The sequence below is a fragment of the Roseovarius mucosus genome (genome assembly GCF_002080415.1).
In the GTDB taxonomy this organism is placed as follows: domain Bacteria; phylum Pseudomonadota; class Alphaproteobacteria; order Rhodobacterales; family Rhodobacteraceae; genus Roseovarius; species Roseovarius mucosus_A.
The window spans coordinates 465,058-490,847 of the sequence record NZ_CP020474.1; the positions used below are offsets into that span (position 1 = coordinate 465,058).

At 56.7% G+C, this 25,790-nt stretch carries 22 protein-coding genes and 1 pseudogene; 8 read left to right on the forward strand and 15 right to left on the reverse strand.

Annotated elements, in window-relative coordinates:
* Window positions 1-12: 12 nt before the first annotated feature.
* The 4 genes from ROSMUCSMR3_RS02255 to ROSMUCSMR3_RS02270 all read right to left on the reverse strand — a co-directional run bounded on the left by ROSMUCSMR3_RS02255 (window position 13) and on the right by ROSMUCSMR3_RS02270 (window position 9,174).
* Window positions 13-5,223 carry a calcium-binding protein gene (locus ROSMUCSMR3_RS02255; protein WP_081506313.1) on the reverse strand — a complete coding sequence of 1,737 codons (5,211 nt, stop codon included), beginning with the start codon at window positions 5,221-5,223 and terminating at the stop codon, window positions 13-15.
* 569 nt (window positions 5,224-5,792) lie between these two features.
* Window positions 5,793-8,021, reverse strand: coding sequence for an AAA family ATPase (locus tag ROSMUCSMR3_RS02260; RefSeq protein ID WP_081506314.1), 2,229 nt, complete (start codon window positions 8,019-8,021; stop codon window positions 5,793-5,795).
* Window positions 8,018-8,593: a hypothetical protein gene (locus tag ROSMUCSMR3_RS02265; RefSeq protein WP_037298820.1), complete on the reverse strand. Its 576-nt coding sequence runs from the start codon at window positions 8,591-8,593 to the stop codon at window positions 8,018-8,020. Before ROSMUCSMR3_RS02265 ends, ROSMUCSMR3_RS02260 begins: the two co-directional genes overlap by 4 nt.
* Window positions 8,594-8,679: 86 nt before the next feature.
* A complete protein-coding gene (locus ROSMUCSMR3_RS02270) occupies window positions 8,680-9,174 on the reverse strand; it encodes a hypothetical protein (protein WP_157667260.1) in 495 nt (164 codons plus the stop codon).
* 120 nt (window positions 9,175-9,294) lie between these two features.
* Between ROSMUCSMR3_RS02270 and ROSMUCSMR3_RS02275 the strand changes: the two genes are divergently transcribed.
* On the forward strand, window positions 9,295-9,468 hold the full coding sequence (locus ROSMUCSMR3_RS02275; RefSeq protein ID WP_081506316.1) for a ribbon-helix-helix protein, CopG family: 174 nt from the start codon (window positions 9,295-9,297) through the stop codon (window positions 9,466-9,468).
* Between the two features lie 309 nt (window positions 9,469-9,777).
* On the opposite strand, the gene ROSMUCSMR3_RS02280 is transcribed toward ROSMUCSMR3_RS02275, so the two are convergent.
* Together ROSMUCSMR3_RS02280 and ROSMUCSMR3_RS02285 are read right to left on the reverse strand one after the other, a co-directional pair.
* Entirely contained in the window at window positions 9,778-11,184 is a 1,407-nt protein-coding gene (locus tag ROSMUCSMR3_RS02280) for a site-specific integrase (protein WP_081506317.1), read from the reverse strand.
* A gap of 258 nt (window positions 11,185-11,442) precedes the next feature.
* Entirely contained in the window at window positions 11,443-11,895 is a 453-nt protein-coding gene (locus ROSMUCSMR3_RS02285) for a hypothetical protein (RefSeq protein ID WP_081506318.1), read from the reverse strand.
* A 755-nt stretch (window positions 11,896-12,650) separates the two neighbouring features.
* Between ROSMUCSMR3_RS02285 and ROSMUCSMR3_RS02290 the strand changes: the two genes are divergently transcribed.
* Complete coding sequence (locus tag ROSMUCSMR3_RS02290; protein WP_008283033.1) at window positions 12,651-12,836, forward strand: hypothetical protein; 186 nt, start codon at window positions 12,651-12,653, stop codon at window positions 12,834-12,836.
* A 129-nt stretch (window positions 12,837-12,965) separates the two neighbouring features.
* Here ROSMUCSMR3_RS02290 and ROSMUCSMR3_RS21055 read toward each other — a convergent pair whose 3' ends face one another.
* Both ROSMUCSMR3_RS21055 and ROSMUCSMR3_RS02300 read right to left on the reverse strand, forming a co-directional pair.
* Window positions 12,966-16,238 carry a calcium-binding protein gene (locus ROSMUCSMR3_RS21055; RefSeq protein WP_157667261.1) on the reverse strand — a complete coding sequence of 1,091 codons (3,273 nt, stop codon included), beginning with the start codon at window positions 16,236-16,238 and terminating at the stop codon, window positions 12,966-12,968.
* 694 nt (window positions 16,239-16,932) lie between these two features.
* A pseudogene (locus tag ROSMUCSMR3_RS02300) lies at window positions 16,933-17,437 on the reverse strand (IS6 family transposase); the annotation flags it as partial.
* A gap of 261 nt (window positions 17,438-17,698) precedes the next feature.
* Here ROSMUCSMR3_RS02300 and ROSMUCSMR3_RS02305 point away from each other — a divergent pair.
* Entirely contained in the window at window positions 17,699-18,181 is a 483-nt protein-coding gene (locus tag ROSMUCSMR3_RS02305) for a YHS domain-containing (seleno)protein (protein ID WP_008283036.1), read from the forward strand.
* 101 nt (window positions 18,182-18,282) lie between these two features.
* On the opposite strand, the gene ROSMUCSMR3_RS02310 is transcribed toward ROSMUCSMR3_RS02305, so the two are convergent.
* The 7 genes from ROSMUCSMR3_RS02310 to ROSMUCSMR3_RS02340 all read right to left on the reverse strand — a co-directional run bounded on the left by ROSMUCSMR3_RS02310 (window position 18,283) and on the right by ROSMUCSMR3_RS02340 (window position 22,417).
* Window positions 18,283-18,972, reverse strand: a complete 690-nt coding sequence (locus tag ROSMUCSMR3_RS02310; RefSeq protein WP_308341271.1) for a uracil-DNA glycosylase family protein — start codon at window positions 18,970-18,972, stop codon at window positions 18,283-18,285.
* On the reverse strand, window positions 18,884-19,288 hold the full coding sequence (locus ROSMUCSMR3_RS02315) for a VOC family protein (protein ID WP_237183524.1): 405 nt from the start codon (window positions 19,286-19,288) through the stop codon (window positions 18,884-18,886). Before ROSMUCSMR3_RS02315 ends, ROSMUCSMR3_RS02310 begins: the two co-directional genes overlap by 89 nt.
* 11 nt (window positions 19,289-19,299) lie before the next feature.
* Entirely contained in the window at window positions 19,300-19,818 is a 519-nt protein-coding gene (locus ROSMUCSMR3_RS02320; protein ID WP_081506320.1) for a GNAT family N-acetyltransferase, read from the reverse strand.
* Window positions 19,819-19,831: 13 nt separating this feature from the next.
* Window positions 19,832-20,509 carry a glutathione S-transferase family protein gene (locus tag ROSMUCSMR3_RS02325; RefSeq protein ID WP_237183525.1) on the reverse strand — a complete coding sequence of 226 codons (678 nt, stop codon included), beginning with the start codon at window positions 20,507-20,509 and terminating at the stop codon, window positions 19,832-19,834.
* Between the two features lie 60 nt (window positions 20,510-20,569).
* A complete protein-coding gene (locus ROSMUCSMR3_RS02330) occupies window positions 20,570-20,926 on the reverse strand; it encodes a cupredoxin domain-containing protein (RefSeq protein ID WP_157132435.1) in 357 nt (118 codons plus the stop codon).
* 271 nt (window positions 20,927-21,197) lie between these two features.
* Window positions 21,198-21,680 (reverse strand): YHS domain-containing (seleno)protein, encoded by a 483-nt coding sequence (locus tag ROSMUCSMR3_RS02335; protein ID WP_008283042.1) that lies wholly within the window; start codon window positions 21,678-21,680, stop codon window positions 21,198-21,200.
* 188 nt (window positions 21,681-21,868) lie between these two features.
* On the reverse strand, window positions 21,869-22,417 hold the full coding sequence (locus ROSMUCSMR3_RS02340; RefSeq protein ID WP_081506322.1) for a cytochrome P460 family protein: 549 nt from the start codon (window positions 22,415-22,417) through the stop codon (window positions 21,869-21,871).
* A 195-nt stretch (window positions 22,418-22,612) separates the two neighbouring features.
* Here ROSMUCSMR3_RS02340 and ROSMUCSMR3_RS02345 point away from each other — a divergent pair, with 195 nt between their 5' ends.
* The 5 genes from ROSMUCSMR3_RS02345 to ROSMUCSMR3_RS02365 all read left to right on the forward strand — a co-directional run bounded on the left by ROSMUCSMR3_RS02345 (window position 22,613) and on the right by ROSMUCSMR3_RS02365 (window position 25,790).
* A complete protein-coding gene (locus tag ROSMUCSMR3_RS02345) occupies window positions 22,613-23,578 on the forward strand; it encodes an AraC family transcriptional regulator (protein ID WP_008283045.1) in 966 nt (321 codons plus the stop codon).
* The gene (locus ROSMUCSMR3_RS02350; protein ID WP_050775792.1) at window positions 23,575-24,045 is read left to right on the forward strand and encodes a GNAT family N-acetyltransferase; all 471 of its coding nucleotides are present in this window, start codon (window positions 23,575-23,577) and stop codon (window positions 24,043-24,045) included. Before ROSMUCSMR3_RS02345 ends, ROSMUCSMR3_RS02350 begins: the two co-directional genes overlap by 4 nt.
* Window positions 24,046-24,215: 170 nt before the next feature.
* On the forward strand, window positions 24,216-24,578 hold the full coding sequence (locus ROSMUCSMR3_RS02355) for a hypothetical protein (protein ID WP_008283047.1): 363 nt from the start codon (window positions 24,216-24,218) through the stop codon (window positions 24,576-24,578).
* Window positions 24,579-24,618: 40 nt separating this feature from the next.
* Window positions 24,619-25,167 carry a carboxymuconolactone decarboxylase family protein gene (locus ROSMUCSMR3_RS02360; RefSeq protein WP_008283048.1) on the forward strand — a complete coding sequence of 183 codons (549 nt, stop codon included), beginning with the start codon at window positions 24,619-24,621 and terminating at the stop codon, window positions 25,165-25,167.
* A 335-nt stretch (window positions 25,168-25,502) separates the two neighbouring features.
* Window positions 25,503-25,790: a hypothetical protein gene (locus tag ROSMUCSMR3_RS02365; RefSeq protein ID WP_037298829.1), complete on the forward strand. Its 288-nt coding sequence runs from the start codon at window positions 25,503-25,505 to the stop codon at window positions 25,788-25,790.

The following is a 25,790-nucleotide window of genomic DNA, read 5'->3' on the forward strand; positions in this document are numbered from 1 at the left end:
GCTTTTCAGCGCTCAGATAAAGGTGAAATCATCCACGGTAAGCTGCGCGGCGGTGATCCCCTCGACGAGAATGGTATTGCCATTTACCGTCATCTGCGCGCCCGCGGCTGAATTGACGATATTCATCGCCACCACGAACCCGGCAAGCCCATTGCCACCGTTGTTGATATTCTCGACGCCAGTATCAGGATCAAAGCGGCGGATCAGGAAGCTGTCGATCCCATTTTCGAAATCTGTGATGACATCCGCCTCGCCGTCGAAAAAGGACGAAAAGACGAACTGATCTGCGCCGGTTCCGCCGGTGATCACGTCATTTCCTGCACCTGCGTTGATCGTGTCATTGCCCGCGCCGCCGTTGATGGTGTCGTTACGGCCGCCACCAGCAAGGAAATCATTGCCCTCGCCGCCAAGGATACTGTCATCACCTTCACCGCCGCCGACGCGGTCATCCCCCGCACCGGCATCAATCGTGTCGCGCCCGGTGCCGCCGCCGATGTCATCCGCGCCGTTGCCTGCGTCAATCAGGTCGTTGCCAAAGCTGCCCGACATGCTGTCATTGCCATCGCCGCCGGACAGGGTGTCATTTCCTGCGCCACCAGCCACCACGTCATTGCCAGTGCCACCGGACACGGAGTCGTCTCCGAACCCGGCCCCGATGATGTCATCGCCTTCACCGCCGCGAAGCGTATCATTGCCCAGCCCACCGCCCATACTGTCATCACCGGGGCCGCCGCTTACGTCGTCGTCACCATCCGCACCGGCGAGCGTGTCATTGCCCTCACCCCCCGACAGAGTGTCGTTTCCATCTTCGCCAAAGACGCCGTCATTTCCGCCAAGTCCATTGATCGAGTCGTTGCCGCCCTGTGCGCTCAACGTATCGTCACCAGAGCTGCCGATGATCGTATCGTCACCCACTGTTCCCGTCTCTAGCCGTCCGGCGGGCGGTAAGGTTAACACTTGCGCAAGGGTGAGCGTGCCATCCGAAAAGCGGAACTGCTCGATGCCATCGACCGTGTCCCGGCCTTCGGAAGACACAAGCGACAAAGAGGTGCCCTCTTGAGCTATCCTGACCTCGGTTGAGGCGATTGTGAACACCGCCACATCAAAGCCTGCGCCCCCAATAAGGCGGTCATTGCCAAGGCCGCCCTCCAACGTATCATTGCCCTCCCCCGCGCTCAGCGTATCATCGCCCTCTCCACCGCTCAGCACGTCGTTCCCGGCTAAACCTGAAAGGCTGTCACGCCCGGCCCCACCCAAGATTTGATCGCCTTCGGATGTGCCCGAAACGGTGTCGTTCCCATCCCCGCCGATCACGCGTTCAAACCCCGCAAAACTGCCCGATGTGGCAACCGCAACGTCCACCAAGGCGATCTGAAACGCCGCAAAGCTGCTGTCTTGCAGCGTGGGCAAGACCCTGCTCAGGTCATCGGCGCTATTGGCTTGGCTCGGGTTGGCCTCGAACACGTCCAAAGGCGTCAGGGCGACACCACCAAAGATACGGGCCTCGGTGCCATCGCTCTCGGCGATGCCATCGCCATTCGGGTCTAGCTCTGCCCAACGTGGGGCGCGGTCAATCAGCGTGCCGCTATAGATACCGGTGGCGAGGTTCAGGTTGATCGCGCCGGATGATGTGCCAAAGTCCAGCGTGTCAAAGCCAGAACCCCCATCAAGGGTCTTGGTGCCAAGTCCGACGACGACCGTATCATCCCCTGCCCCTGCATCGACGGTATCATCCCCTGCACCCGTGATGAGAATATCGTCACCACCTCCGCCCTCAAGGCTGTCATGGCCCGCACCGCCCGACAGCATGTTGTTCAGCGCGTTGCCGATCAGACGGTCATCCGCGCCGGTGCCGATCACATTCTCTATGGAAATCAAAACATCAGTGCCAAAGGCACCTGTTGCGCTGCCGGTTTCCAGATTGACCGTCACAGCCCCGAAACTATCCGCAATAATCGCGCCGTCCAGACCGCCGGGACGGGCCCATGTGTAAGACGCGGTGTCATTGCCTGCGCCCCCGTCGAGACGGTCATTCCCGGGACCGCCATGCAGCAAATCCTCGTCAGCGCCACCTTCGAGCGTGTCATTGCCCGCACCGCCATAAAGCTTGTCCCGGCCCTCTGCGCCGCGCAACGTGTCATTGCCGCCACGCCCGAGGATCTGCTCGGATCGGCTGCTGCCGTCTATCAGGTCGTTGAACTCTGTCGCGATGACCACCTCGAAGTTTTCCAAGGTCATATCGACCTGTTCCGAGTTGTTGACAGGCAGACCATTGAACGAAACAACCGTACCCGCCGCGAGATTGGCAACGATCCGCGAGTTGAAATTCACATCGAAGGCAATCGTGTCATAGCCCGTGCCACCGTCAGCAGTGCCGCGAAACCGCTCGATCCGGACCACATCGTTATCCGCGCCCATGATCGCCGCATTGTCCCTGCCTGCGTCGTCAAACACGGCAAAGTCATCCCCCGCGCCACCCCGGAAAATACCGCCACCACCAGTGTTGAAATTGCCAATGTCATTGCCAAGCCCGGCATGCACATCGGCAAAGCCATTTTGCCCGTCGAACCGATCGTTCCCGTCTTGCAAGAAAAAGAACGCCGTCGCACTGCCCCCCGGGGCATAAATGGCGTGGTCGTCGAAATTACCGAGCGAGATTTCCTCAACCTCTCTGGGGCGCAGGGAAAAGAAAACATCCCCTGCATTGCGCAGGTCTTCGCCTTGAACGGTGGTTTTATGGGCCCGTAGGGTAAGGGAAATCGCGCTTTCCACGCGGTAAAACCAACGCGCATCACCAACACCATCAAGTTGCAAGCGGTCAAAGCCACTGCCCCCCTTGACCTGAAGTGCCGTCGATCCGCCCTCAACCTCTTCGATCAGGATGAGGTCATCGCCTTCTCCGCCGTCGATGTTTTCCGTGCCCCCTGTGTGGATCACGTCATCGCCGCCCGCACCATGCAGCAGACGGGCGGTCGGCGCACCAAAGAGCGTATCCGCAAGATCCGACCCCATGAACCCTTCGACACCGTCAGTCGTATCCGTGGTGACGAGATTTCCCGCCAGATCAAACCGGCTGATGCGACCGGTGCCCGCATCAATCCGCACCGGGCCGCTGGCCTCGATCCCATCCATGTAGCTAAGAAGTTGTTGAAGGATCGACGGATCATCAGTCTGATCATTGATATCGAAACGGATCGTATTCGACGAGCTGGTGTAGGACACCACGTCAAAGCCGTCGCCGCCTATATAGTGATCGCTGATCCCAGCCTGTGCCGCGCTGCCCGAAATCATCACATCGGTATTGCCTGCGCCAGCATTGATCACATCCGCACCGCGCCCACCGATGATGTAATCATCCTCGCCGCCAGCGTCGATCGTGTCATTGCCGTCCAGACCCGTGATCACGTCGATCCCATCGCCTGTGTAGATCACGTTAGCCCCATCGGTCCCGCGGATCTTGTGATCCTGATCCGGAGAGGCAATGACATTTTCCACCGAACTCAGCGTGTCCTGCCCCTGCCCAAACGAAGTCCCCGCAATAAGATCGACTGTCAGTCTGGAATTGGCCCCTCTGAGCACCTGAAACGTATCCGTGCCAGTGCCGCCATTGGCTTGGTCATCGCCACGCCCCGGCACCAGCACATCGTCGCCCGAACCGCCGTTGAGCTGATCGTTGAGGGTCGAGCCAAAGATCCGATCATTGCCACCAAGGCCATTCGCCACATGAAATCCGTTTACCGGAGTTCCCGTTGAATTGAGAAACAGAAGATCATCCTCGGCAAACCCATTTCGGTCACCATTCAGGACCGAACCGCCGATGAGCGCATTATTAAGGTCGGCCCCGCTAAAGGAGATATCCGTAAACACCACGTGGTCGCCATCCTGAAGGGCGACAAGAACGTCGATGCCGGTGTTGACCGCAGTTTGCGGCGCAAGATGGCTTACGATGATATCGCCGGTATCGGGATCACGGGCCAATTCATACTCGGTGAAACTTGCCCCGAAATAGAACAGATCGTTGCCCGCGCCCCCCTCAAGCAGGTCAGAGCCAGCCCCGGCGATAAGCACGTCATTGCCGCCGCCGCCCAAGATCGTATCGCTTCCGTCGAGGCCATCAAGGATGTCATCGCCGCTGTCTCCGGCGAGCAGGTTCGCAACATCATTACCCCAACCGGTTGGCCCCTGATCGGCATTCCCCACGACGCCACCAAAAAAGGCATCCTCCACCGTGTCCAACAAGGGGATCGTGCCCAGCCCGTCAACGATGTATTCCAACAGGAAATCCTGAAGGGGCTGGATCAGTTGTTCGAAGGCATCCAACAGGTTGATCGAGGGAATAAGCGCATCAATCGCCGCTTCGGTGGCCTCGAGGATGCTGTCGAGGTTCAGGGTATCGATGACGAAATCAATGATCGGATTGACGATCAGCCCAACCAGAAAATCGACCGCGTTCAACAGCGGTTGAATGGGGGCGAGAAGGGTTTCGGCGGCGCTGAGAGGGGCCTTGAGGAAATCAAACACCTTTCCGATTTCTTCAAGATCGACAAGCTCGCCAAGAATGCTTTCAAAATCAATGTCCACCAAGACAGCAAGAAACGCGTCCACCTCGGCCTTGACGTTGGTGTAGAGGGTCTGGACACCTTGGATCAGGTCGTTCCGCGCGGCCATTTGTGCTTCGACTGCCGCGTTCAATGCCGTAAAATTACCGCTCCAGCCTTCGGAGCCGCGGGTGGCCGCGTCAAGCGCGTCTGAAAAGTTTCCCGTCGCGGCAGAGGCGATTTCAAGTTGCCGCACGCGCAGGGTCAGTAAATCTGCCACGATGCTGAACGTGACCGCAGCACCTGTCAGCCCGGTCTCGATGGTCTCGACAAACTGGCCATCCGCTTCGGTCTCTGGGGTGGCCGTATTATCCTTGCCGCTGATTTGATCGAATTTGTCGTCGATCCTGTCAACGACCGGTTCGATGCGATTCAGCACTGTCTTGAGGGCCGTCACCGGCGTTTTGAGCGGAGAAACGAACCCGGCGACGGTCAAAAGATTGTTCACCGTGAAAAGGGAATCGTCGATATTCTCTGCTGTCTTGTCCGCAGTCTTGTATTTCGTGACGCCGAACTGGGCTGCGGATATCAGCGTGCCAATGCGGAACGTCACATCCTGAAGCGCTTGTAATCTTAGGATTGTCTGATCCGTACGCGCCTTATAGGCGTCAAGTTCCAAGCCCATGAAAACGATCCTTTTGTCTCAGAGCCGAGAGAAATTCATCCCGGCAGAAACTGATATCATTGAAGAAAGGCGCAGATAATAATGACTGAGAATAGCATTTTGCACCCTTTCGGGCAAGCAAACCCCTCAGGGCTGCAGTCTGCTGATCGGAAATGGTCAGGGAGGCCGGCGTGGGGTGCCGTCGGTGCCTTGCCGCTCTGATTGTTGCCTCGAACCGAATTCATGTGACTTCCTTGCGACTAAATGTCTTGGACAGCTGCGGCATAAATGTCGTGGCAACATATCAACGGCAGAACAAAAGTGGGCCAAAGGCAGCGGAAAATGTTGCCACTTTTGGGCGTGCGAGATTGCGGCATAAGCGTGCGCCACCATCCGGGCGACCGCTCTTATCACAGAGCTGGTGGTTGCCCGGATGCTTTGGCCTGTCAGGGCAAATCTGTGCTAATTGAGGTTTAGGTTTTGGGCGTTGCCTGACGCGCTTTATTTTGCCCAGGTGTCCGGTCGAAAAAGGGGCCAGTTCAGCCGGGCAGAATAAGTTCATGATGTTTCTTTTCCTATGCGCAGTGCTTTCACCTCAAAGACATTCGTTCAGAGCCTTGCGAAGCATGATAATAGTTGAAAAGCTCGACATCATGCGCGGTCATATCCCTGACGCGTAGGAGATGCTTTGCTAACGTGATAAGCTGTGCCTTGTGCTCTTTCATCAGAGCAAGAGCGTTTCGTTCAGCTTCCATCAGATGCTGTTCTGCACGCCGTCTCACATACTCGGGTACGCTCCAGATATTTGTTGCAGCTTCTCCGTCCCAAAGCAGGCCTGTTTCCCCAAAGCCCCATTGTCGCTCTATGAACATTGCGACAGAAGTAGCTTTCGCCAAATCACTTTTCTCACCAATACCAGCGCCCGAGCTCGGTGCCCCAAGCACACATATTTCTGCCGCCCTTCCCGCCAAGAGGACGACCAATCGTTCTCGAGCTTTACAGGGCGTCAGGAAGTTAAACGGTTCGTGCTCAACTTTTCCCCCCTCGCCGGTCAGACACACACGTTTTGGCAAGGGCCATCCGAGCTGTGTCATGGCGACCACATGTCCAGCTTCGTGTATTGCCGTCCGACGCAGAATTTCCTGGTCCAATTTGGGCACAATCTGGTCTGCTGCGCTTTCGAGGTGGTTTTGTCGAATGGTCGTTCGGTCTTCCCGTGCGCGTCCCAAAGCATCACGAACGATTGCCTCCGCCACGGCTCCGGACTGCCCCAGTAGTCTGGCGGCAAGATTGGCGAGATCGAGCCTTATGGCAGTCTTGGATCCGAGTTTTGCCGTCAGAATTGCCTCAAGCCCCTTCTTGTCAGGGAGCGGCACATGCAACTTAAGATCGAACCGACCGCTGCGGATCACGGCAGGATCGACCGCTTCCAGCTCGTTTGTTGCCCCAAGCAGAACCAGCCCCTCAACATCCTTCGCGCGGTTGATCTGTTCGAGCAAGCCATTGACGACACCGCGCATATAGCCCCCGTTATAATCCGGTGTGTCTCGTTGGGTGAAGCTGTCCAACTCGTCGATGAATAACACTGCTGGCGCAGCCTCTTTCGCCGTAGCAAAGGCGTCGTCCAACGCGCGCAGCATATCGCCTTGGTGGCCGTGCTTCTGGCAATCCGCGTAGGAGGTGGAGATAATTGGGATACCAGCAGAGCCCGCAAAGGCGTTCGCGAGCGTTGTTTTACCGGTCCCCGGTGGGCCATAGAGTACGGCGCTTGACGTCACTTCAGCCCATGCAAGTGCCCCTGTTCGCCACGCGTTCAGATCGTTGAGCATTCGGCTCAGATATGTTCGCACCTCGCCCAAGCCATGCACCGCATCGAGGGTCAGGTCTGGCTGCCCTTGCGTCATTTTCTGGGCGATTTCAGCGAGCCGATCTGCGACGTTCAAGCTTGTTGGTGCCGCGAAGGCTGCATCAATCTGCGCCGGTGTCACCCTTTTCAGTAGCTGTTCAGACGTCAATCGGTTGCGAATTTCACTCTCCGCAAGCAGACCGGTTGTGCTGTGCGTCAACCTCAGGGTCTCGATCACGTTATCCTGTGTTGGTCCCCAGCAGCCAACCCGGCGCGTAACGAGTGCGCGCGTTTCGGCGGATAGCTGAGTTTCTGCCGTCGTTACGAGCAAGACCGAAGCTCCAAGCGACAAGCTGCGTTCGATCTTTGCGTCCAAAGGGCTAAGCTTCTGCCGCGCGGATTTACCCGCTGTCCCGGCATCCGCGCCGAAAGCGATACTCTCGAGCGGTGCCGTGTCGGAAGTCGGCAGGAGACGACGCCAATATGAGATGACGTTCGGTAATATCTGTTCCATCACGTGCAGGAACGCCAGGGAGTGACAGCAAAAATGCGTGATCTGTCCCGAGCGGAAAAGAGCTTTCAGTTGTTCCTCGCTTTCAACGATCTGCGCCATGGCAAAGGCAGAGACGATGAGTGACGGCGTTGGGTTACCTCTGCGCCATGAAGAACCTTCATCTGGGGACGACTGCGCCCAAGGATCGACGCCATCTCGGATAGAGGCCGCGATTTCGGCGGCCTCCATGCTCTCGGCCATCGGCGGCTGCGGCCCAACCTCTGACATCTGTCGGGGAGGTGATGGCGCATCAATCAAAACGCCTGCATCAAAATCCGCGTCGTCTGGCTCGTCATAGTCCTGGCGGATTTCGATAGTCCCGTTCCAAGTCGAGTTGAAGAGACTGCGGGCTGTGGCGCTGGCGAGCGCAGCAGCAAAGTTACTCGCTTTAGCCGTCTTGCAGATTGGTTGTGAGCTCATCGGCAACCTCCTCCGCCCAACGTCGGCGAAAGGCTGGAACCGGGGGCTTTCCCCCCGGCAAAGCCTAGGTCATCAATCGCCTGCTCGAGACTAGCGCACGGGTCTGCGCGCAAAGTTTCAATTTCGGAGATTGCAATCCTCTGCGACCCCTGCCGATCCGCGGAGAATTTCACGGCGTTTTCCGACAATGCGACCAGTGCCACGAGATCAAAATCATTCGTCTCATAGGGTTTCACACCGGTCGGGGAACGGTGATAGCCCCTGCTTAAGTTGAAATGAAAATATCCGTCACGCGCGCGGCAGCAGGTCTTGATCTGCATCCGCAGATCAGCTCTTGGATGATAGACGATCCGATCTGCTGGCAGCACCTCAGGCAACTGCGATGTGTAAATACCGAAACGCAAGAGAATGCTGTCGACGAAAAATTCGCCAGAAAGGCCAAACCATTTTGCGTTTCGGGTCATAGTGTCCCGCGACAGGTTCGGAAAATCGCGAATATCGTTGGTGTGGGTGCTGTCGATTTGAGACGCGCACAGCGTTTCGAATCCACTCAGAAGTAGTTGTTTACTCATGCTTTATTCCTTTTTGAGTTATGAGTTGAACCAGCCGGCGCGGGCGCGCCGACCAGAGAAATGACGTTGTTGAAAATCGCTGAAAATCAGGCCGCGAGCGGCAAGTGACGCGTCGAATTATTGTCGCAAGAACGAGCAGACGTATGCTCGAGCATTTGTTCAATGCCGTCGCGCGCTTCATCTGCGAGGTCACGTACCTCCGGTGAAATGTCTTTATCCGCTTTTAGCATGCACCGTACTGCATGAGACCGCGCAGCCTCGAGCACCTTGATGCAGTCTGCAGAGACGGCACATGACATAAGCACGGCCATCCGATGCAGCAGCTTTTCATTTGCAGAACGAGGCTTTAGTTCCGAAACCTTGTCTGCCTGGATTTTGACCAGCTTCCAAGCTGCGTCGACTTCTGCGCAGTAAGGCTGGTGGCAAATCATATGCCAACCTGCATCTGCAGCGAGTTCTTCCTCTTCCAGCGCAAGCAGCACACGGACCATCATTTCGCAAAAATGATCGAACGAATTGTCTTCTTGTTTTGCTGCTGCTTTCGCCGCGCGGGATCGAGTGGTAGTGATGTTTTTAGACATGATGATCTCCTCATTAGATCTTTGTGTTTAGAGCGAGATAAGAGCACCACCTCTTGCCTCGCTCGATAATTTATGACATTATTAATTCTTAAAGTCAATAACTGATTCTGGAATTCTGCAATGAAAAAGATCGGGCGGCCAAAAACCGATACAAGCGCGGTTACTTTACGTTTATCGAATGATCTGCTTGAACAAATTGACAGTGAACGCAGATGCCAAGGCGATATTCCAACGCGCCAAGAAATGATCCGCCGCATCCTGGCAGACTGGCTTGAACAGAAATCGCAATCCTGAGGTTAGAATTGTCGACCCAATTGGCGAAACCAAGGGCAACAGGTATTTGGAGCGAATATTTCCCCTTGCCTGAATATTTGCACGACTCCCAAGGGCTTAGAAACCAGATACTGCCCCCTGGCCCTTGGCGTATCATCGGTGCGCCCGCTTAACGGTGACAACATGCCTTTGTCTGCCCTGCACCTGCGCTCTCCGGCTCGCAAGTTAGCGGTCCGCAAGCCGATAGGTGCAATGTCAGCACAGCAGTGGCGGATCAATTTTTCCGTTGAACTTGCGCGATGACACCAGGTCTGAAGTCCCCCATTCGCCTTATGCCGGGCGCGGCCTGTCAGGCCCGCCTGGAGGACCGCATTCGGAACTGCGCACCGGATTGAGTGCTGACACCTGCACGATTTGCACTGCCCGGCTGCCCGCGAGACCGCGAGACGTGTTCGCACTGCCGTAGTTGGATTGAGTGCGCGTGCTTTGATGACCGAGGACGGTAGCGATCTCCTCGCTGCTCCACCGGCCTCCCCCAGATCGGAAGTCAGACGAGAGCGCATGCCGAAACACGTAAGGCGATAATCGGTGTTGCAGTCGCGGAAACGCTACGCGGCCGAGCCTCTCAAGCAGTTTGCCAAGACTGTTGGTCACGCGACGCTGCCGCTCAGTCGGCATGAGCGCGAGTCCCGTCTGGCTATGCGTCGGCGCTACCAGCCTGATGTTCATTTGATCATCGCAGTGATCTGAGACATGCGCAAAGAGCCAGTGTGCTTCCGGGGTTTGACAGCAAACCTCGATCCAGCGGCGCTCCTGCCCTTTCCCATGCCCCTCGGCATCCGCCTTGGCGAGTTTCGCACCGGAAATCTCAAATGCGAGGCGGTTTTCGCCGTCGCGCTCAAAGGCCCGGATAACGACGCCCAGGTCATCGGAAACCTCGGACGGGCGGCATCCGGTCAGCATCAACACCGCGATACAGGCCCGCCGGTAATCGTCAATATATCGATCTGCCAGCACTGCCCTTTGCCAAAAGTGATCCCGCCAATCGTACCGAGGGTTCTCCTTGGTGCGGCGTCGCTGATGTTGATTCAGCGCGTAGAGTGTTTGTTTCTTTGAGTTTTCTGTCCGAGGTTTAGACGATTTTTTGGGGCCGTTGGTCGAAAGCCGCCGCACCGCCGTGTGCTCAGGGTCCGGCGGCACTTGAATCAAGAACGCGACAGCACCCCGTAGCTTCTTGAGGTCATCACCAGAAAATGCAGCAGTGACCGTCTTGACCTGACACCACGCCTCCTCATCAAGATGCCGCTTAAGTTGACGAACGAGCTGGTAACGAGCCTCAGTGTCGGTGGTCTTAACGAGGACATACCGCCAGAATGACGGGGCCACCTCAAGTACCATCTGAGCGGCTAAACGCACAAGTGCGGACCGATAACTTTGGCGACTGTTTGCGCCCCTCCAATCGTCATTCCGAGTTCGAGATAGATAGGCCGCAAAGGGATCCCTCGAGGGATGCTTACGCGCCAACGCTGCCACTCGCTTTTCATATTTTTGCCAAGTCCCCGAGTGATAAAGCTCTGAAAAAGAATACTTTACGTTCGAAAGCAGGGCCAAGCGATAGGCCTCTATACTCTTCTTGAGAAACTCGGTTTCAAACAGGTCATTGTCAGATGCCTTCTGCAAGTCTGCCAATTGGTCTGTCATTTTTAGTTTGGAAAAGCTGCCTTCAAAATATGTCATTATAGAAATCTCTCTCTTTTTAAAAATTTGTGTTCAGATACCGCTTGCGACCAGTGGGTTCGAAATTGAATATCCCATAGGCGCACGTAGTGTTCCCCCACTCCGTAGCGGGGAGGATGGTTAAGCCAAGCCTTTGAGCAGTCTTGAATTTGACCTGTCATGCGACCGCTGATGGAAGCACCGTGGTAACGAAACTCCGCAACGTGGTCGCAGAAATGTAAAAAGCAGTAACAGATTTGTTGAAACATCAGCGCACCCCTAGGCCTCGACCGAACCGTCGCTTCGGGCCACCTCGAGATGACACAAATAAACTCTGCGTTTCCCGCGGGCTGGAGCAGGAAACACATTGATAATCAAGCGGGCGTCTTGCAGCTCGACTATCCCGTGGAACCGGTCGACGCCTTCGGGGATGACGATCAGATCAAACGACCGTTTCTCGAAGGTCAATGGCAGACCCTGCAGCAATCCAAGACGGCGGATATTGCCAGCCTTGTCAACGGCACTCCATAACTTGATAAAAAGGCTCCGTTGAAAACCGTCCAGGTTTATCTCTGCAAGCCATGCAGGTCGGCCGCGGTCCTTGGTTTTCTGAAACACGCCCGCGTAATCAGATTTTCGAAGTCCTGCGACGGCGTATTCTGTGAACTGCGCCCTAAGTTTGGTGCCGTGGCCCACATGTTGCTTGCGTGCAAAATTCCTATGTTCGTCCATAACTTTCTCCTGTTAATAAAAGTTACTTATGGCAGGAGCCTTATGGAAAATTAAAAATTGGAGTGATTTAGCGTTTCATTGCTTCTAGGCGTCGGAACTGGTTGGGCTAGAGTGGTCAGATGTCGGGAAAGTCCATGAGGTGCGGGTCCTGCAATTGTCACAGTCTAAAACCGGCCAGACAGGCAAAGGCTGAAACATCGACGTCCCCATTGGTCATAAACCCATGCTGTCCAGTTGCCGCGCTGGCTGAGTTTCAGAAACCCAACTATTGCGAATGCGGCACGATCTTCCGCCTATTAGATTGCCACGGCGATTGCCAGCATCAAAGCCTGCGGGCCGATGGCGTTTCCACCATCCTGCAAGACCGCTTCACCGGAGCGGCGATCGAACCTGAATGGCACACTGGCCATTCCCTGCGGGCAATCCTTGCAAACAATAATCAAGGCCGGGGTTTGCCGACCCATACGGTAAGAGCACAGACTGTATATGCCTCAGATCTGTCACGCGTCAGCTATGTACGGGATGAGACGACGTTCAACGACAGGGCTGCCGAGGCGCTGTTTTAGGCGATGTTACATTGCATTTTTGGGCGAGGTTCGCGGAGCAATAGTGCCAAGGATCGGCGTAAAGCCAAATGAAAATGCGCTGGTGCATCAAAAAGAAACTACGGAGTGCAGTCTTAACCCTTTGTTAGCAAACACAACCCTAACAATTAAAAGAGAGATAAAATTCTACTTTTAGATTCTGGGGGAAACATGGACAAGCTGGACGCGCACGTTTGGGTTTTGGATACCGTTTTGGATATGATCATCTACGCGGGGGTGAATGGGCTGCACCGGTCCAGTGAGGCTCTTATTGCAATTTATCCAGAGCTTGAGCAAGAAGTGGAAGCGATGAAACCGAAGAATGTAGTTCGGTTCCCAACCCGTCAATTGCGTTGAGCATGGGTGTCCTGATCCGTGAATGCTTGGAGACGTCTTGTTTTTTGGTGTGCGCCAGATTAGGACAGTAGGCATGGAGTTTTCGGCTTGGTGGCCATGTTAATCAAAACCTTCCCGCCTTGTGCCACTTCACAAGAAGATGAAATCGTAATGCGACAGGCTGGCTGCCGTCACATCATCGAGCAGGATCTCATGGCCCGCATGGCGCAGGAGCGCGCCTTCGTCCGTATCCTGAATGGTGAGCGCTAGAAAGCGCCCGTTCAACCCCTGCCCCTCGATCCCAGCCAATCGCAGGTGATCCTCTCCGACCTGAAAATCAACAATCACGTCGCGCTCACCTGCAGTAAATTCGTTGAATATGAAGACGTCAGCCCCCTCTCTGCCGATCAGACGGTCATTACCTAGGCCGCCATTTAGGGTGTCGTCGCCCGTGCCGCCATCCAACAGGTCCTCGCGCCCGCCGCCGGCCAGAAAATCATCCCCGGCACCGCCTGTAACGATATCGTCGCCCTCTCCTCCACCAAGTTCATCATTGCCCTCTCCTCCTTCAAGAATATCACGCCCCGGCCCGCCTCCGATGCGGTCATTGCCGTTTCCGCCACGCAACGTGTCATGGCCGAAGCTGCCTGCAAGCCGGTCATTGCCCTCGCCTCCTGCGAGCAGGTCGTTGCCTTCCCCACCACTCAACACATCCGCACCGTTACCGCCAAAAAGGATGTCATTGCCGCCGCCGCCGCCAATTGTATCATTCCCGGCCTGCCCCTCAAGATGATCAGCCCCTAACCCGCCACCAAGATTATCATCCCCCTCCCCCCCCTCGATCAGATCATCTCCATCTCCCCCGGCCAGACGGTCGTTGCCCGAGTGGCCGAGTAGCGTGTCAGCACCAGTGTTGCCCGCAAGCGCGTCTGCTCCGGTTCCACCCTCAAGCAGGTCATCTTCTGTGCCGCCCACCTGCAAAACCGGTGCGACCCCAGGCATAATGGGTGTCGGCGGATGGAGTGATGCTGCAGGCGGCGAAACAGAAGGCGCAAGGGTGTTGTTTTCAACAGAACCAATGTGCTCGTCATCGGCATTAAGAATGAAGTTGTCGACGGAAAGTGACTCTCCTTCGCCCCGGCTCAAGTTGTCAATGAAGAAGAAACTGCCGACGGCGTCCTGAACAAAGGTCTGACCATCAATCCAGGAAATGATGATTTCTGAGAAGGCTTCTAACTGCCAGCGCGACACATCGATCCTATCTACACCAATGGTGAAATCCGCGATGATATCACTGCTCATCGATGCGGGGTCGATTACGAAGATATCTGCGCCGTCACCCCCAATAAGCGTGTCGGCCCCCTCACCACCGTGCAGCACATCATCGGCGCTCCCTCCGGACAGGTAATCTGCCTGGTCGCCACCGCGCAGAGTGTCATGCCCATCCCCACCAAAAAGGTGATCGAACCCGCGCCCCCCAATCAAGAGATCATCGCCCACCTCCCCGACCAGCGTATCATTGCCGTCCTCCCCGCTCACGGTATCGTCACCCCAGACACCACTGAGATGATTGTTTCCGGAGTTGCCCAGAAGGGTATTATCCGCCGCATTGCCGATTCCGGTGAGATCATCAGAGCCGACAAAGTGCAGGTTCTCGATGTCTCGTCCAGCCGAAGCATGGCGGAGCACAAAGTCAACGGAACTTTGTACAGTGTCATTTCCCAAGCCGGCGTCAAACACTTGATCCTCACGATGATTTATGCGGAAGAGATCATCACCATCCGTACCCTGGAACGCGTCAACAACGCGCCGGTCCAGCGTGACACGGATAACCTCGAAATCATGGTGGAAGGAGAGGTCCAGGCGGGACCCGCTTCCGGTCACGCTCAAAGGGACATCTGCCTCATGGGCCATTTGCCCAATATGACCGATCCGTTCGTCAGTGCGGGGATTTAAGAATTGATTATCATCGTCCCACAGCCTTGAAATACTGACAGTCTCGAAGGCCTCTTTAAAGTGGAGGGAATACTCAAGCGTCTCGGCCGCGAAATCCTTCGCGACCAAAAAGATGACAACCAGATCTTCGTTCTCGAACACATAGGAATTGACGCTATCGTCGACGCGCAGAAACTCGTCCACGATCCGCCCATCTTGCCAGACAGAGTCGACCGGCGAGGTATTGTTTTGAAACCCATCATGGACAGCCAGTCCCGGTAGGCTCTCCACCATCATCCCGTAGAGTTGCCCGCCTAGAAAAACCTCGCTCCGAAATCCCAATGATCCATCCGTGCCAAAGCCCAGACCGAAGATGGTGCCATGATCCATGCCATTGGCAAGTAAGGCGGTCGTGAGCTGGAGAATGCTGGTGAGGCTGGGGGCATGGAATTCAATATCGTCGTCACCCTGTGCTGCAGGCGCAAGATGTCCCCCGACCAGCCCAAGGTCACGGCCTGCAGCACTTTCCCATTGATCGATCACCGTCTCAAGCGTGACACCGCCCACAGGTGTCCAGAGGCCGCGTTCGATTCCCCAGAAGTTTGGCACATAGCGGTGGAAGATGACCGAATCCACCGCATCCAGCGCGCCGATGTCCTGCAAAGCCGTGATGAAGTCCTGATTGTCCGCGTGTTCGCCCCAGCCGCCGTTGATGTCGCCGTTGGCATCGAACCCCCGGCTGGGATCGTCATCTCTGGAAAAGGAACGCCCGAGTTGCACAGCAATATTGATGTCATAGCCCGTCGGGTTCAGGGCCGGATCGCGCAGCACTTTGTCAAGCTCATCCACCATGGCGGCAAAAACCTCGCCCGCCGTTCTCGCAATATCGATACCGGGTCTTGAGAAATGTTCGCGCCAAAGGGTGGCTACGGAGTAGTACTCGGTTCCAACCTCAAGGATGAACTCCTTGGGCAAATCACCAAACTCACCGTTCAAGAGGCGGGTTGCAAAGACGCGAATGTCGTTGCGCGCCTGCTCCAAGGCCGATACAGGGTCGTCGAAGGCCACATCGATGTAACGCACCGTGGGCGCGATCATTGCGAAACTGGCATTATGCTCGACCGCGAATTGCATCATCTCCCGAATGCCTTCGCGCGGAACCGGATCATCAGAATAGCCATTTGAGACATTGCGGTCCCAGTCGACAATGTTTTCGAAGGTCAGGTCAAATACGACTTCGCGGGATCCATCCGGGCTTTCGTCTGTATTGATCCCCTCTTCGACGGGCAGCCCACCAGCCCAACGTACATGATCAAATCCGACTTGTTGCTGTCTGTTCTCGAATCCAGAAAAGAACTCCCAGCCCAGAAATTCTGCACCAAGCGCTGAGGAGGAAATCTGTCGTCCTTCATTTGCGAAGTGTTCCGAACCAAGCGCGATAGACAGGTTATTTCTCATGAAACGCTCCCACAGCTCACAAATGCCCATCGGGCAACTCAGAGAGAGGAGCAGGTTCTTCAGATGACCGCTTTGGTCCTTCAGGCGTCCCTGAAATCTCGGTCATTCTCAATTTTTGCAGTCGACGACCCGAAGTGCTGATGCCTCAGCCCTTCGGTTACTCATCTCTCACCCGAGATAGAGACTGCCAAAACAGGATTTATCTTATCTTAATGTTTACAAAGGAAATATTTAGGATTTTAATCTTCATGTGCCCCCAGGCTGCGCGGCTCTCGGTCTGATTGCGCTACTAAGTCCAAAAGCCACACATGAAAGTGGTTTAAGAGTGCAAATTATTGATATAATTTATTTATTCTTAATACTCTTGGGACCAAATGAGAGTATTGAGGCACCTAGTTTGTGTGAATGAGCCACTAAACTTATCAAACCACCGAAACTGAGAAACAAGGATGTGGGGCAGAACCCACATCCTGGCTTCTACAGCCTGCTTGGTCACTGAAGAGTTTTATTGGTGTCTCGTCGAGGTGGACGATCGGGTGCCGAAGGCATAACGGCTTACTACATCCCGACGTAAGCAGACGTGGACCTCACGGGTAGGTATCATTGGATGAAGGTCATTTGCTGACCAGTTTGCCCTGCGCTTACGTAGAGAGGTCTTCTACCATGAATAAGAGCTCATCGAGGGCGTCATTGTCGAGTTCGCTGGCAAGCAGCAAAAGCGAAACGAGTCTGAGCGGTTATTGAACCCCTTTTGTGACCAATGATCAAGGCCAGGCGCAACCTCGCGCTTCGCTGTGCAATAGGAGCACAGTTTGTCCATAATAATCCTTTTTAGCATTAAGCCCCCACGTTTCATCAGCTTGACTAGAAGCCACTTTGTGGCGCGCTTGTCTTTACTCGATTGGAGGTTTTCCTGGAGCATAACTCCGTGATGGTAGACCGCGCGCCAGAGCCAATATGACCGGCCTGCGATCTTTCCAACGACTTCGTCCAGATACCAGACATTGCCGGGGCGCGGCTGCTGTCGCCGTAGAACGTGGGTGATCAGCGGACCGAACTTGACGCTCCAGCGCCGGATCGCCTGATGCGAAACGTCTATGCCGGGTTCCATCATCAGTTCCTCGACCTTCGCGCAGGCTCAAGTTGAACCGTACGTAGGGCCAGACAACATGAGCGATGATCTGAGGCCGAAACTGGTGTCGTTTGCAGCTGATCGTCTGTGTCCGCATAGACACCGCATATGTCCAAATCAGTAAACCAGTAACCTCAAGTCCGTTAACTTGGAAACACTGTTTGACCGCCAAGTCAGCATCGTTCATCGAAAGGGACGAACAGACATATAATGCGGACTAACCGGCATTAAAGAAACGCCTAGTTTGGATAGTTTGGCGCCGCGCCTTCGTTGGCGGGAAGCAATCCTTTTCCCGCGGGCTTTGGCGGACTGTGCCGTTCGGTACGGGATGTAATCACCTATGAAAAGAGGAAATCCAATGTCTCGCAAGTTGATCTTCGCGGCCACCGCGCTGACCGCGCTCTTTGCTTTCGGACCTGCAATGGCTGCCGACGAAGCCAACGTCACTCCGGGTCTTACCTATAGCGGTGCGCCGCTCGGCCTGCATGGTGCCGACCCGGTTTCACTAATCGATCATGGCGAAAACACCGAAGGCAGCGCCGCTTATGTTGCCGCTCATGACGGGGTCGCCTATTACTTTGCCTCGGAACAGAACATGAAGGCGTTCAAGGCGAACCCGGAGCGATACATGCCGCAATATGGCGGGTTCTGCGCCTTTGGTGTCTCGGTCGGGAAAAAGTTTGACGGCGACCCGAGCTTTGCAGCCGTGATGCACGACAAACTCTACGTTTTCCTCAACGAGGATGTTTACAAGGCATACCTCAAGGATCAGGCGGGCACTGTCGCAAAGGCTGAGGCCAACTGGGGCAAGATCAAACACACTGCCGCAACGGACCTCTGACGAGGGCAACCGACACCGGGCCAGCCTGTCGCATGCTGGCCCGGATGTTTCAAAGAGCGCGGTTGTGATTTCAAACCGGGCTCTCGCTGTCCGATCTCGGGTTAGTGACCCAAAGTGCGCTGCTCGACACATTTTCCGACAAGTTCGATGACTCGCGCCTGTAATACGGGGAGCAGATCCGTTTCGAACCAGTTATTGCGTTGAAACCATGCCATATTGCGCGGGCTTGGATGCGGGAGAAGGATGCTGGCCGGCCAACGTGCGGGCCAATCCCGCATCGCCTCGGCAAGGGGTAGGCGTGAGGTTTCGGGCAAATGCCACCTTTGGGCGTGGCGACCGATCACGACCGTCAGCATGATGTCGGGCAACAGTGCCATCGCGCGGGTACGCCACAGAGGGGCGCATTCTGGGCGCGGAGGCAGATCTCCCGAACGGCCAGTGCCAGGAAAACAGAAGCCCATGGGCAGGATCGCGATCTTTTCCGGATCACGAAACGTCGCTTCGTCTAGGCCAAGCCAGTTGCGCAGCCGCACGCCAGAGGCATCGTCGAAGAGCCGTCCTGCAAGGTGTGTTCTACGACCTGGTGCCTGTCCAACGATGAGGATGCGCGCACCCGCGCCGATCTGAAAAAGCGGACGAGGTCTGAACGGCAAGTCTGAGCAGGCGCTGCAGGCCGTGATTTCGGCCCGCAGCTGCGCGATCTCAGGCCGGGTCTTGTGAGGCCGAGAATCCGGCATGGACGATTTCCAGCTTGTTGCCCCAAGGATCGCGCAGATAGGCGGCGTAGACATTCGGCATGGGATAGGCCGCGCGCACACCCGGCGCTCCTTCATCACCAGCCCCGGCGGAAATCCCCGCAGCATGTGCGGCATCGACCGCCTCGCGCGACGGTGCTGCGAATGCGACATGCGCGCCATTGCCAGCGCTTGCCGGTTTGCCGTCGAAGGGTGGCAGCAACAGAAACGCGATCCGGTCACGACCGAAGGCGGCAAAGCCGTCGCCTGCGGCCAGACAGTTGATTCCGAGCGGTTCGAACAGGCGGGCATAGAAACCGCAAGCGGCAGAGATATCGGCAACACCGAGGCTTAGGTGGTCGATCATTGTCATGGATTGTCCTTTCAGTTTCGCAAAGTGGGGGCTGTGGCAGGGCAAGGGGTATCAAGACGAAATTTGAGAAATCGTGCCGTTTCATAAGGCACCTCGCCCACCAGCTCTGCGCCTATCCGAGCAAGAGCCCCAAGGTGACGACGCGAAGGGGGCAGCAGAAATGTGACGAAAGGAATGCGTGCGTCCGCATGGGCGAAGTTCAATGCCGCATGTGTGATCGCGAGGCCAAGGCCAAAGGCCTCTCCACGTAGGACAAGGCCAAAATCCCACTCCGCTCCTTCCTTTTGGAAACCGCCCCAACCGACGTAGTGGCCGTCTTGCAGAAACGCCCAATGCCCTAACCCGTCACGCTGCCACCACGCTTCTTTGGCGGCGACAAAGTGTTTCGCTGCATCGACATCCCAAGGTTGCGACAAGAGCGGCATATGCCGTGCGACGCGGGGGTCGGACATATGCTCGACAAGCGTTTCGAGCGGCACCTCCGTAAGGCGTGAGAAGGTCAAATTATGATGTGAGCGCGACTGCATCATTCTGCGCCTTCGCTCAGGCGGCGCCCGAAATTAGGATACGCGCGGCAAGTACCCCTTCGCGGCGAAGCAAAAAGGCGCGCAACAGAGCATTGTAATCCCTGCTAACGGCATCTCGCACCGAGGGACGGGCCGCAAGAAGCAGTGACCAGGCTTGAACCTTGGTCAGCCCTTCGAAGAATTCGAAGTTGTCAATCACGTTAAAGACGTCGAAATAGCGGAAGACCGGGCCAAAAGCCACGTCTACCAGGCTGAAGTCTGCGCCGGAAAACCACGGTCCTTCGCTAAGATGATCCTCCAGGAGTGTGAAGTGACGGCGGAGTGCGGCCGTCTTCGCCTCGAATGTCACGGCATCTCGCGCGGAATAGAATCCTGCGATCGTGTCGAGCACCTCTGCGCCGAAAACGATCCAGGCGCGGTGGCGCGCGCGCTCAACCGGGTCAGCGGGATGTAATGGATTGGGCTGCGTATCCTCGAGATACTCAAGGATTGCGGTAGACTCGAAGAGCGACGCGTCTCCGACCGTCAGTACAGGCGTGCGTCCCAGCGGAGAAATTTCCAGAAACCACTGCGGCTTGTTGCCGAGATCAACAACGCGTCGCTCATGCGCAACACCTTTTTCGACAAGGGCTATGGCGATGCGTTGCACATAGGGGCAGAGCGCGTGGCTGTTGAGGGTGATCGGCTTGTTCATGGTATTCTCCTGACGCCATCGGCAGATCCCCGCCATGGCATTTCGCATTTACGAGTTCGCTCATCCGCCATCGCGGTTGCGCACCAGAACGGTTGCTTTCATGTGCGAACGAAAAGTGCTGACATAGGGATACTCGCCGGGTTCGGTGAAGATGATCCTGCCCTGCGTCCCCCGCTCGAGTGGCCCGGTATCCCAGCTTCCGTCCAGAGCCGTCGCGGTATGGGACGCGAGATCGTTGTTCTCCCAGGTCACGCTATCCCCGGCAAAGATTTCAACGACCAAGGGTTCGAAGGTGGAATTGTCGATTCGCACCATTGTCTCTTGCACCCGATCGTGCGCGTGTGAACGGCGCAGCGTTCCGGCGCACCCCAGGAACGCGCCAAGACCGATACCGAAGCGGCGGCGTGTGAGTGGCATCAAATTGGGCATTGGCGCCTAAGAACAGTGAGGGTTCATCGGTTATTCTCTCGCTCAGATATTCGCGACTGAAATTGCCTTAATTTTGCTTGCGTCTGAATGCGATTGCGTTCGAGATTTCTGTGTGATCGTCCGGAATCCTTAGAATATGCCGGACGCCGGGGATGACCTGCTTGCTGACGACAGGAAGCGGCCAAGCCACCATTCGTTTGTCAGATCACGCGGAAGACGCAGAGCCGGCTTGTGCGGCCGGCTCTGCGAGATCTCTGTGTCAGAGATCCTTGGCGGCGGTGTGCTGGATTTTCTTCCAGTTCTCTTCGGCCTTGTGGATCGTTCCGGCCTGATCCTTGAGGTAAAGGTTGTAGATATCCTCGTTCAGGAAGACGTAGAGTTTTCCATCGACCACCGACGCAAAGCTCGGGTCGCCATCGAACTTCTTGCCCACAGAAACCCCGAAAGTGCAGAATCCGCCGTTCTGCGGGATATATTTCGACGGATTGGCTTCAAAGGATTTCTGGTGCTTCTCGCTAGTAAAGTAGTACGAAACCCCGTCGTAGACCGTGGTAAATTTCGCGCTTCCGGCCTGCTCTTTGTTGTACTCGATCAGCGAAACCACGTCGACGCCATGCACCCCAAGCGGAGCACCTGCCGCAGTCAGACCCGATACGACGTTGAATTCGTCTGCGGCCATTGCCGGCCCGAAGGCGAGAAGCGCTGACAGGGTTGCAGCGGTAAGTGTCAGTTTCCGTTTCATTCGTTGTCCTTTCTTTGTCATGGAAATCCCCACCCCGGCTGGGACGGGGCATCACCATGTCGCCGCGTGAGTTGCGGTACATTTTGGCGATGTGGGGACACGTTACCTAGAGGCTTTCGTATTATTAATGCTGGCTCGACCTAATATTATGCTCAATCGTCCAGTTGCGGAGGTGGTGTGCCTCTGTATTATCTGCGCAGGGCCGGATAGCCCTGAAGGTAGATTAACCCATGATCGCGGGCCGGTTCATGGCAGGCCAGGCAGGCATCACGGTAGTCTTCGGTATCGGTAATCCGGGTTTCCTGTCCTGGGAAAAAAGCCCAGCCCCAACCGTCGCCAAACCGCGGGCCTGCACCCAGCTTGCCGTCGGGGTCGGCGACCATGACGAAACGGCCCTTGAGCGTGTCGGCATAGCTGGCGCGCCCGGTTGTCAGGTCCTCGGTTTGGGTGTCCCAGACCTCTTTGACGATCTTCGTCCCCTCGACAAACCGACCCTCGGCGAGATAGGCCTTGAGCGCGTCTTCGTCGATGAAGACAGCGTGAATTTCATGCGCACCTTCAGCGGGGTTCTCTGCGAGCACCGAAAACGCCCCGATCTGCACCCACCCGGTGCGATATTCCTCGGACGGCACTTCGAGCACGGGTTCTACGGTGATTTGCCCTGCCTCTGTCGCCATCTGAGCGAAAGCGGGCAGGCTTGTGATGGACAGGATCATGGCAAGGGTTTTGGATCTCATTTAGGCGTCTCCTCGTGGTACGGTTAAGTAAAGCCGCGTCGACGGACGAGACCGTCGCCATGCGGTCGGCCGTCGTCACGCGGCTGCGCCTGTTCACCGCAAAATTCCGGCGCGATGAATGGCGCCTCGTCCGAAATTATTGCTCGATCGTCCACGGCTCTGGATTCTACGCGCCTAACCTGTAAGCTGTACCGCATGTTGGACCTTCTCAGCGATATCCTTACCCGCCTGTCGTTTCGCGGCACGCTCTACTTCCGCACGAGTTTTACAGAACCATGGGGAGTGCGTGTGCCAGCTTATCGCGATGTGGCGCGCTTCCATTATGCTCATCGCGGTGAGGCGTTGGTGCGTGTTGCGGGGCAACAGGCACCGGTGACCCTTGCGCAGGGCGATCTTGTGATCATTCCGCATGGTGAGCCGCATGTTTTATCATGCCGGCATACCGGACCAGAGGAGGCCTTGCCGCTTGATGATGTGCTGTCCCGCTCGGGGTTTCCGGGATATGGCACGCTTGTATGGGGTGGAGAGGAAAGCCCGCGAGATACTCAGCTCATCTGCGGGCATTTTGCGCTAGCCGAGGGGTCGCGCCACCTGCTCTTTGATCGGCTGCCGCCGTACATTCATCTCCGAGGATATGGTGAAGAGGCCGGGGGGTGGCTCAATGCAACGCTCAAGGTTATCGGAGCTGAGGCGGGCGGCGCGCGGCTTGGTGGCGATCTGATTGCGCTCAAGATGTCCGAGGCAATCTTTGCCCAAGCCATCCGAGCCTTTATCGAACAATCGCCCGAGGGCATTCCGGGGATCGCTGGCTTTGCTGACCCGCAGATCGCACGCGCGCTGAGTATGTTTCATCGCAACCCTGCTGCCGAATGGACGGTGGCTGGCCTTGCGCGGATCGCGGGTCTGTCGCGCACCGGTTTTGCTGAACGATTCACGGCGCGGCTTGGGGTGACCCCAATGAGCTACGTGACCGCATGGCGGATGCAGATTGCACGTGAGGCATTGGCCGAGCGCGGCCTGTCGGTGGCCGAGGCCGCCGAGGTTTCGGGATATGCGTCGGAATCAGCGTTTAGCCGGGTGTTCAAGAAAGAGATCGGCGTCACCCCGGCAGCCGTCCGACTGCTTGCCAAAGCTGGGCGTGACGCATTGAATGCGGCGTGAATACAGTGCCTCCGGTGAAGATCCGCGAGGCGCAGCCCGATGATGCCGCCGAACTAGCGCGCCTGTCTCGGGCGCTGGCGGTGCATGTCGCAGACCCCGATCCCGGCGATGACACGTCGCTGATTGTAGCGGCCTGTTTCGGGACGGAGCGATGGCTCGACGTTCTTGTGGCGGAGCAGGGTGGCGTTATCCTCGGCCTTGCCGCCTATGGCCGACGTTTCGAACTTCACACTCGACAAAAGACCCTCTGGCTGGCCGATCTTGTCGTGGACGAGGGCCTCCGAGGGCTGGGGATCGGCGGTTTGCTGTTGCAGGCGGTCAAACGCCGGGCGCTGGATCTGGGATGTGTCGCCATCGTGGCGGATCTTTGGGTCTGTAACATCGCAGCCCGCGTATTTTACGACCATGCCGGAGCGCGCAAAGTGAGCGATATCGAAATTCGGGTGATCGACCTGCCGTCGGTGTGACGACCCTCGCCGTGGCGGAGGTTCGTCGGGAATAGGCAATAGTCGGTCGAAATCCGGACGATCACGCAGTTTTACCGGATTTCTGAACATTCACCGTCCGTGTCAGTGGACCTATGTCGGGAATACGGCGAGCCGCCGTTCTCGAAATCATTAAGAAAGGTCCCTGCGCCATGCGCTTCGTTACCAAAAACATCCACGCCTATCTCGATTACCCGGTTGCCATCTCACTTATGGGCTTGCCGTTCCTGTTGGGGCTCGGTGCGTCCAATCCGCTGGCGCTGAAGATCTCTCCCGTTGTCGGGCTGGCGGCTTTCGTGCTCACGGTCTTTACGGATCACCATCTCGGGATGATCCGGGTGCTGCCCTACAAGCTGCATCTTGCAGTCGATCTTGCGGTCGGGCTGCTGTTTCTGGTGCTGCCCTTCGCTCTTGGCTTCTCTGGTTTGGACGCCGCCTATTACTGGCTTAACGGCGCGGCGGTCGTCACCGTCATCGGGCTGTCGAAGCCCGAACCGCAGATGCCTGCGGCCTGACTCCCCACTTTCCCACCTGCCAACAAAAGGACAAGATTCCATGGCACGCATCAACCAAGTCTCCGACACCGCCGCCACCCCCGAGGCAAGCGCCCTGTTTTCCGCGATCAAGGGCAAGATCGGCATGGTGCCTAATCTCTATCGCGTTGCTGCGAACCAGCCATCGGTTCTGGCGGCAATGCTCGGCCTGAATGAGACGCTGGCGGGCGGCACCTTTGATGGCCGCACCCGTGAAGCAATCGCGCTCGCCGTGGCCGGCGCCAATACTTGTGATTACTGCGCCTCGGCCCATTCCGCGATCTCGGCTGGGCTCAAGGTTGCACCCGAGGCGGTCAAGGACCATCTTGTCGGACGTTCCGACGATCCGCGCACGGCAGCGATCCTGAAACTGTCGGTGAGTATCGTGTCGGCTAAGGGCAAAGTGTCGGATGCCGATCTTGTCTCCGCGCGTGCCGCAGGGCTGAGCGAGGCCGACATCGTAGAGACGCTCGCCAATGTGGTGGCGAACATCTTTACCAACTATCTGAATCACGTGGCGGACACCGATATCGACTTTCCGGTCGTCACTACGGGTCAGGTCGCAGCATAAACAAGCAGGCCCGCCGAAACTTCGGCGGGCCTGTTCCCGCAAGGCCACGTTAAGTGGCCACGCTGAGCATGTATCGTGTTCTTTTATCTGTAGAAAATCATCTGCGTCCCCGGGGATGTGCTCGTCAAACCCCGCATGAGCGCCTCGCTGCCGCCATGATTTCTACCACTGCCGTGATTCACTCGTGACCTAAGATCTGTCGACCACAGAACTGGACGTTTGCGCATATATCTCGGACCCCCCGACATTCATCGGCTTTTCTACCAGACGTAACGTGGTCTCACGGCCAATCGTCGTTTTCGAAACGAATTGCTCTACTGCACGGAGAGAGTGAAATGCTACGCGCCCCCGAGGCATTGCGCGCTGATGCGATGATGCACGATGCTTCTGAATTTTCTGGTCTGCCCAGCAAGAGGGGGCGGCCCAACCAATCAGTCTCTAACACCGGTCCGCGCCAGCACGCCCTTCGCCGCCACAAACGCCACGCCCTGCGCGGCGCAGCTGTGATGCTGAGCTGTCTGCTGTGCCTCTTGCTGATCGTCGGCTTTGCCGAAGGCCACGATCGCAACACCGCGCCGAGGTTGCACGCGTGCAGTGCCGAGCATGTGCTCGCGTGCCGCTGA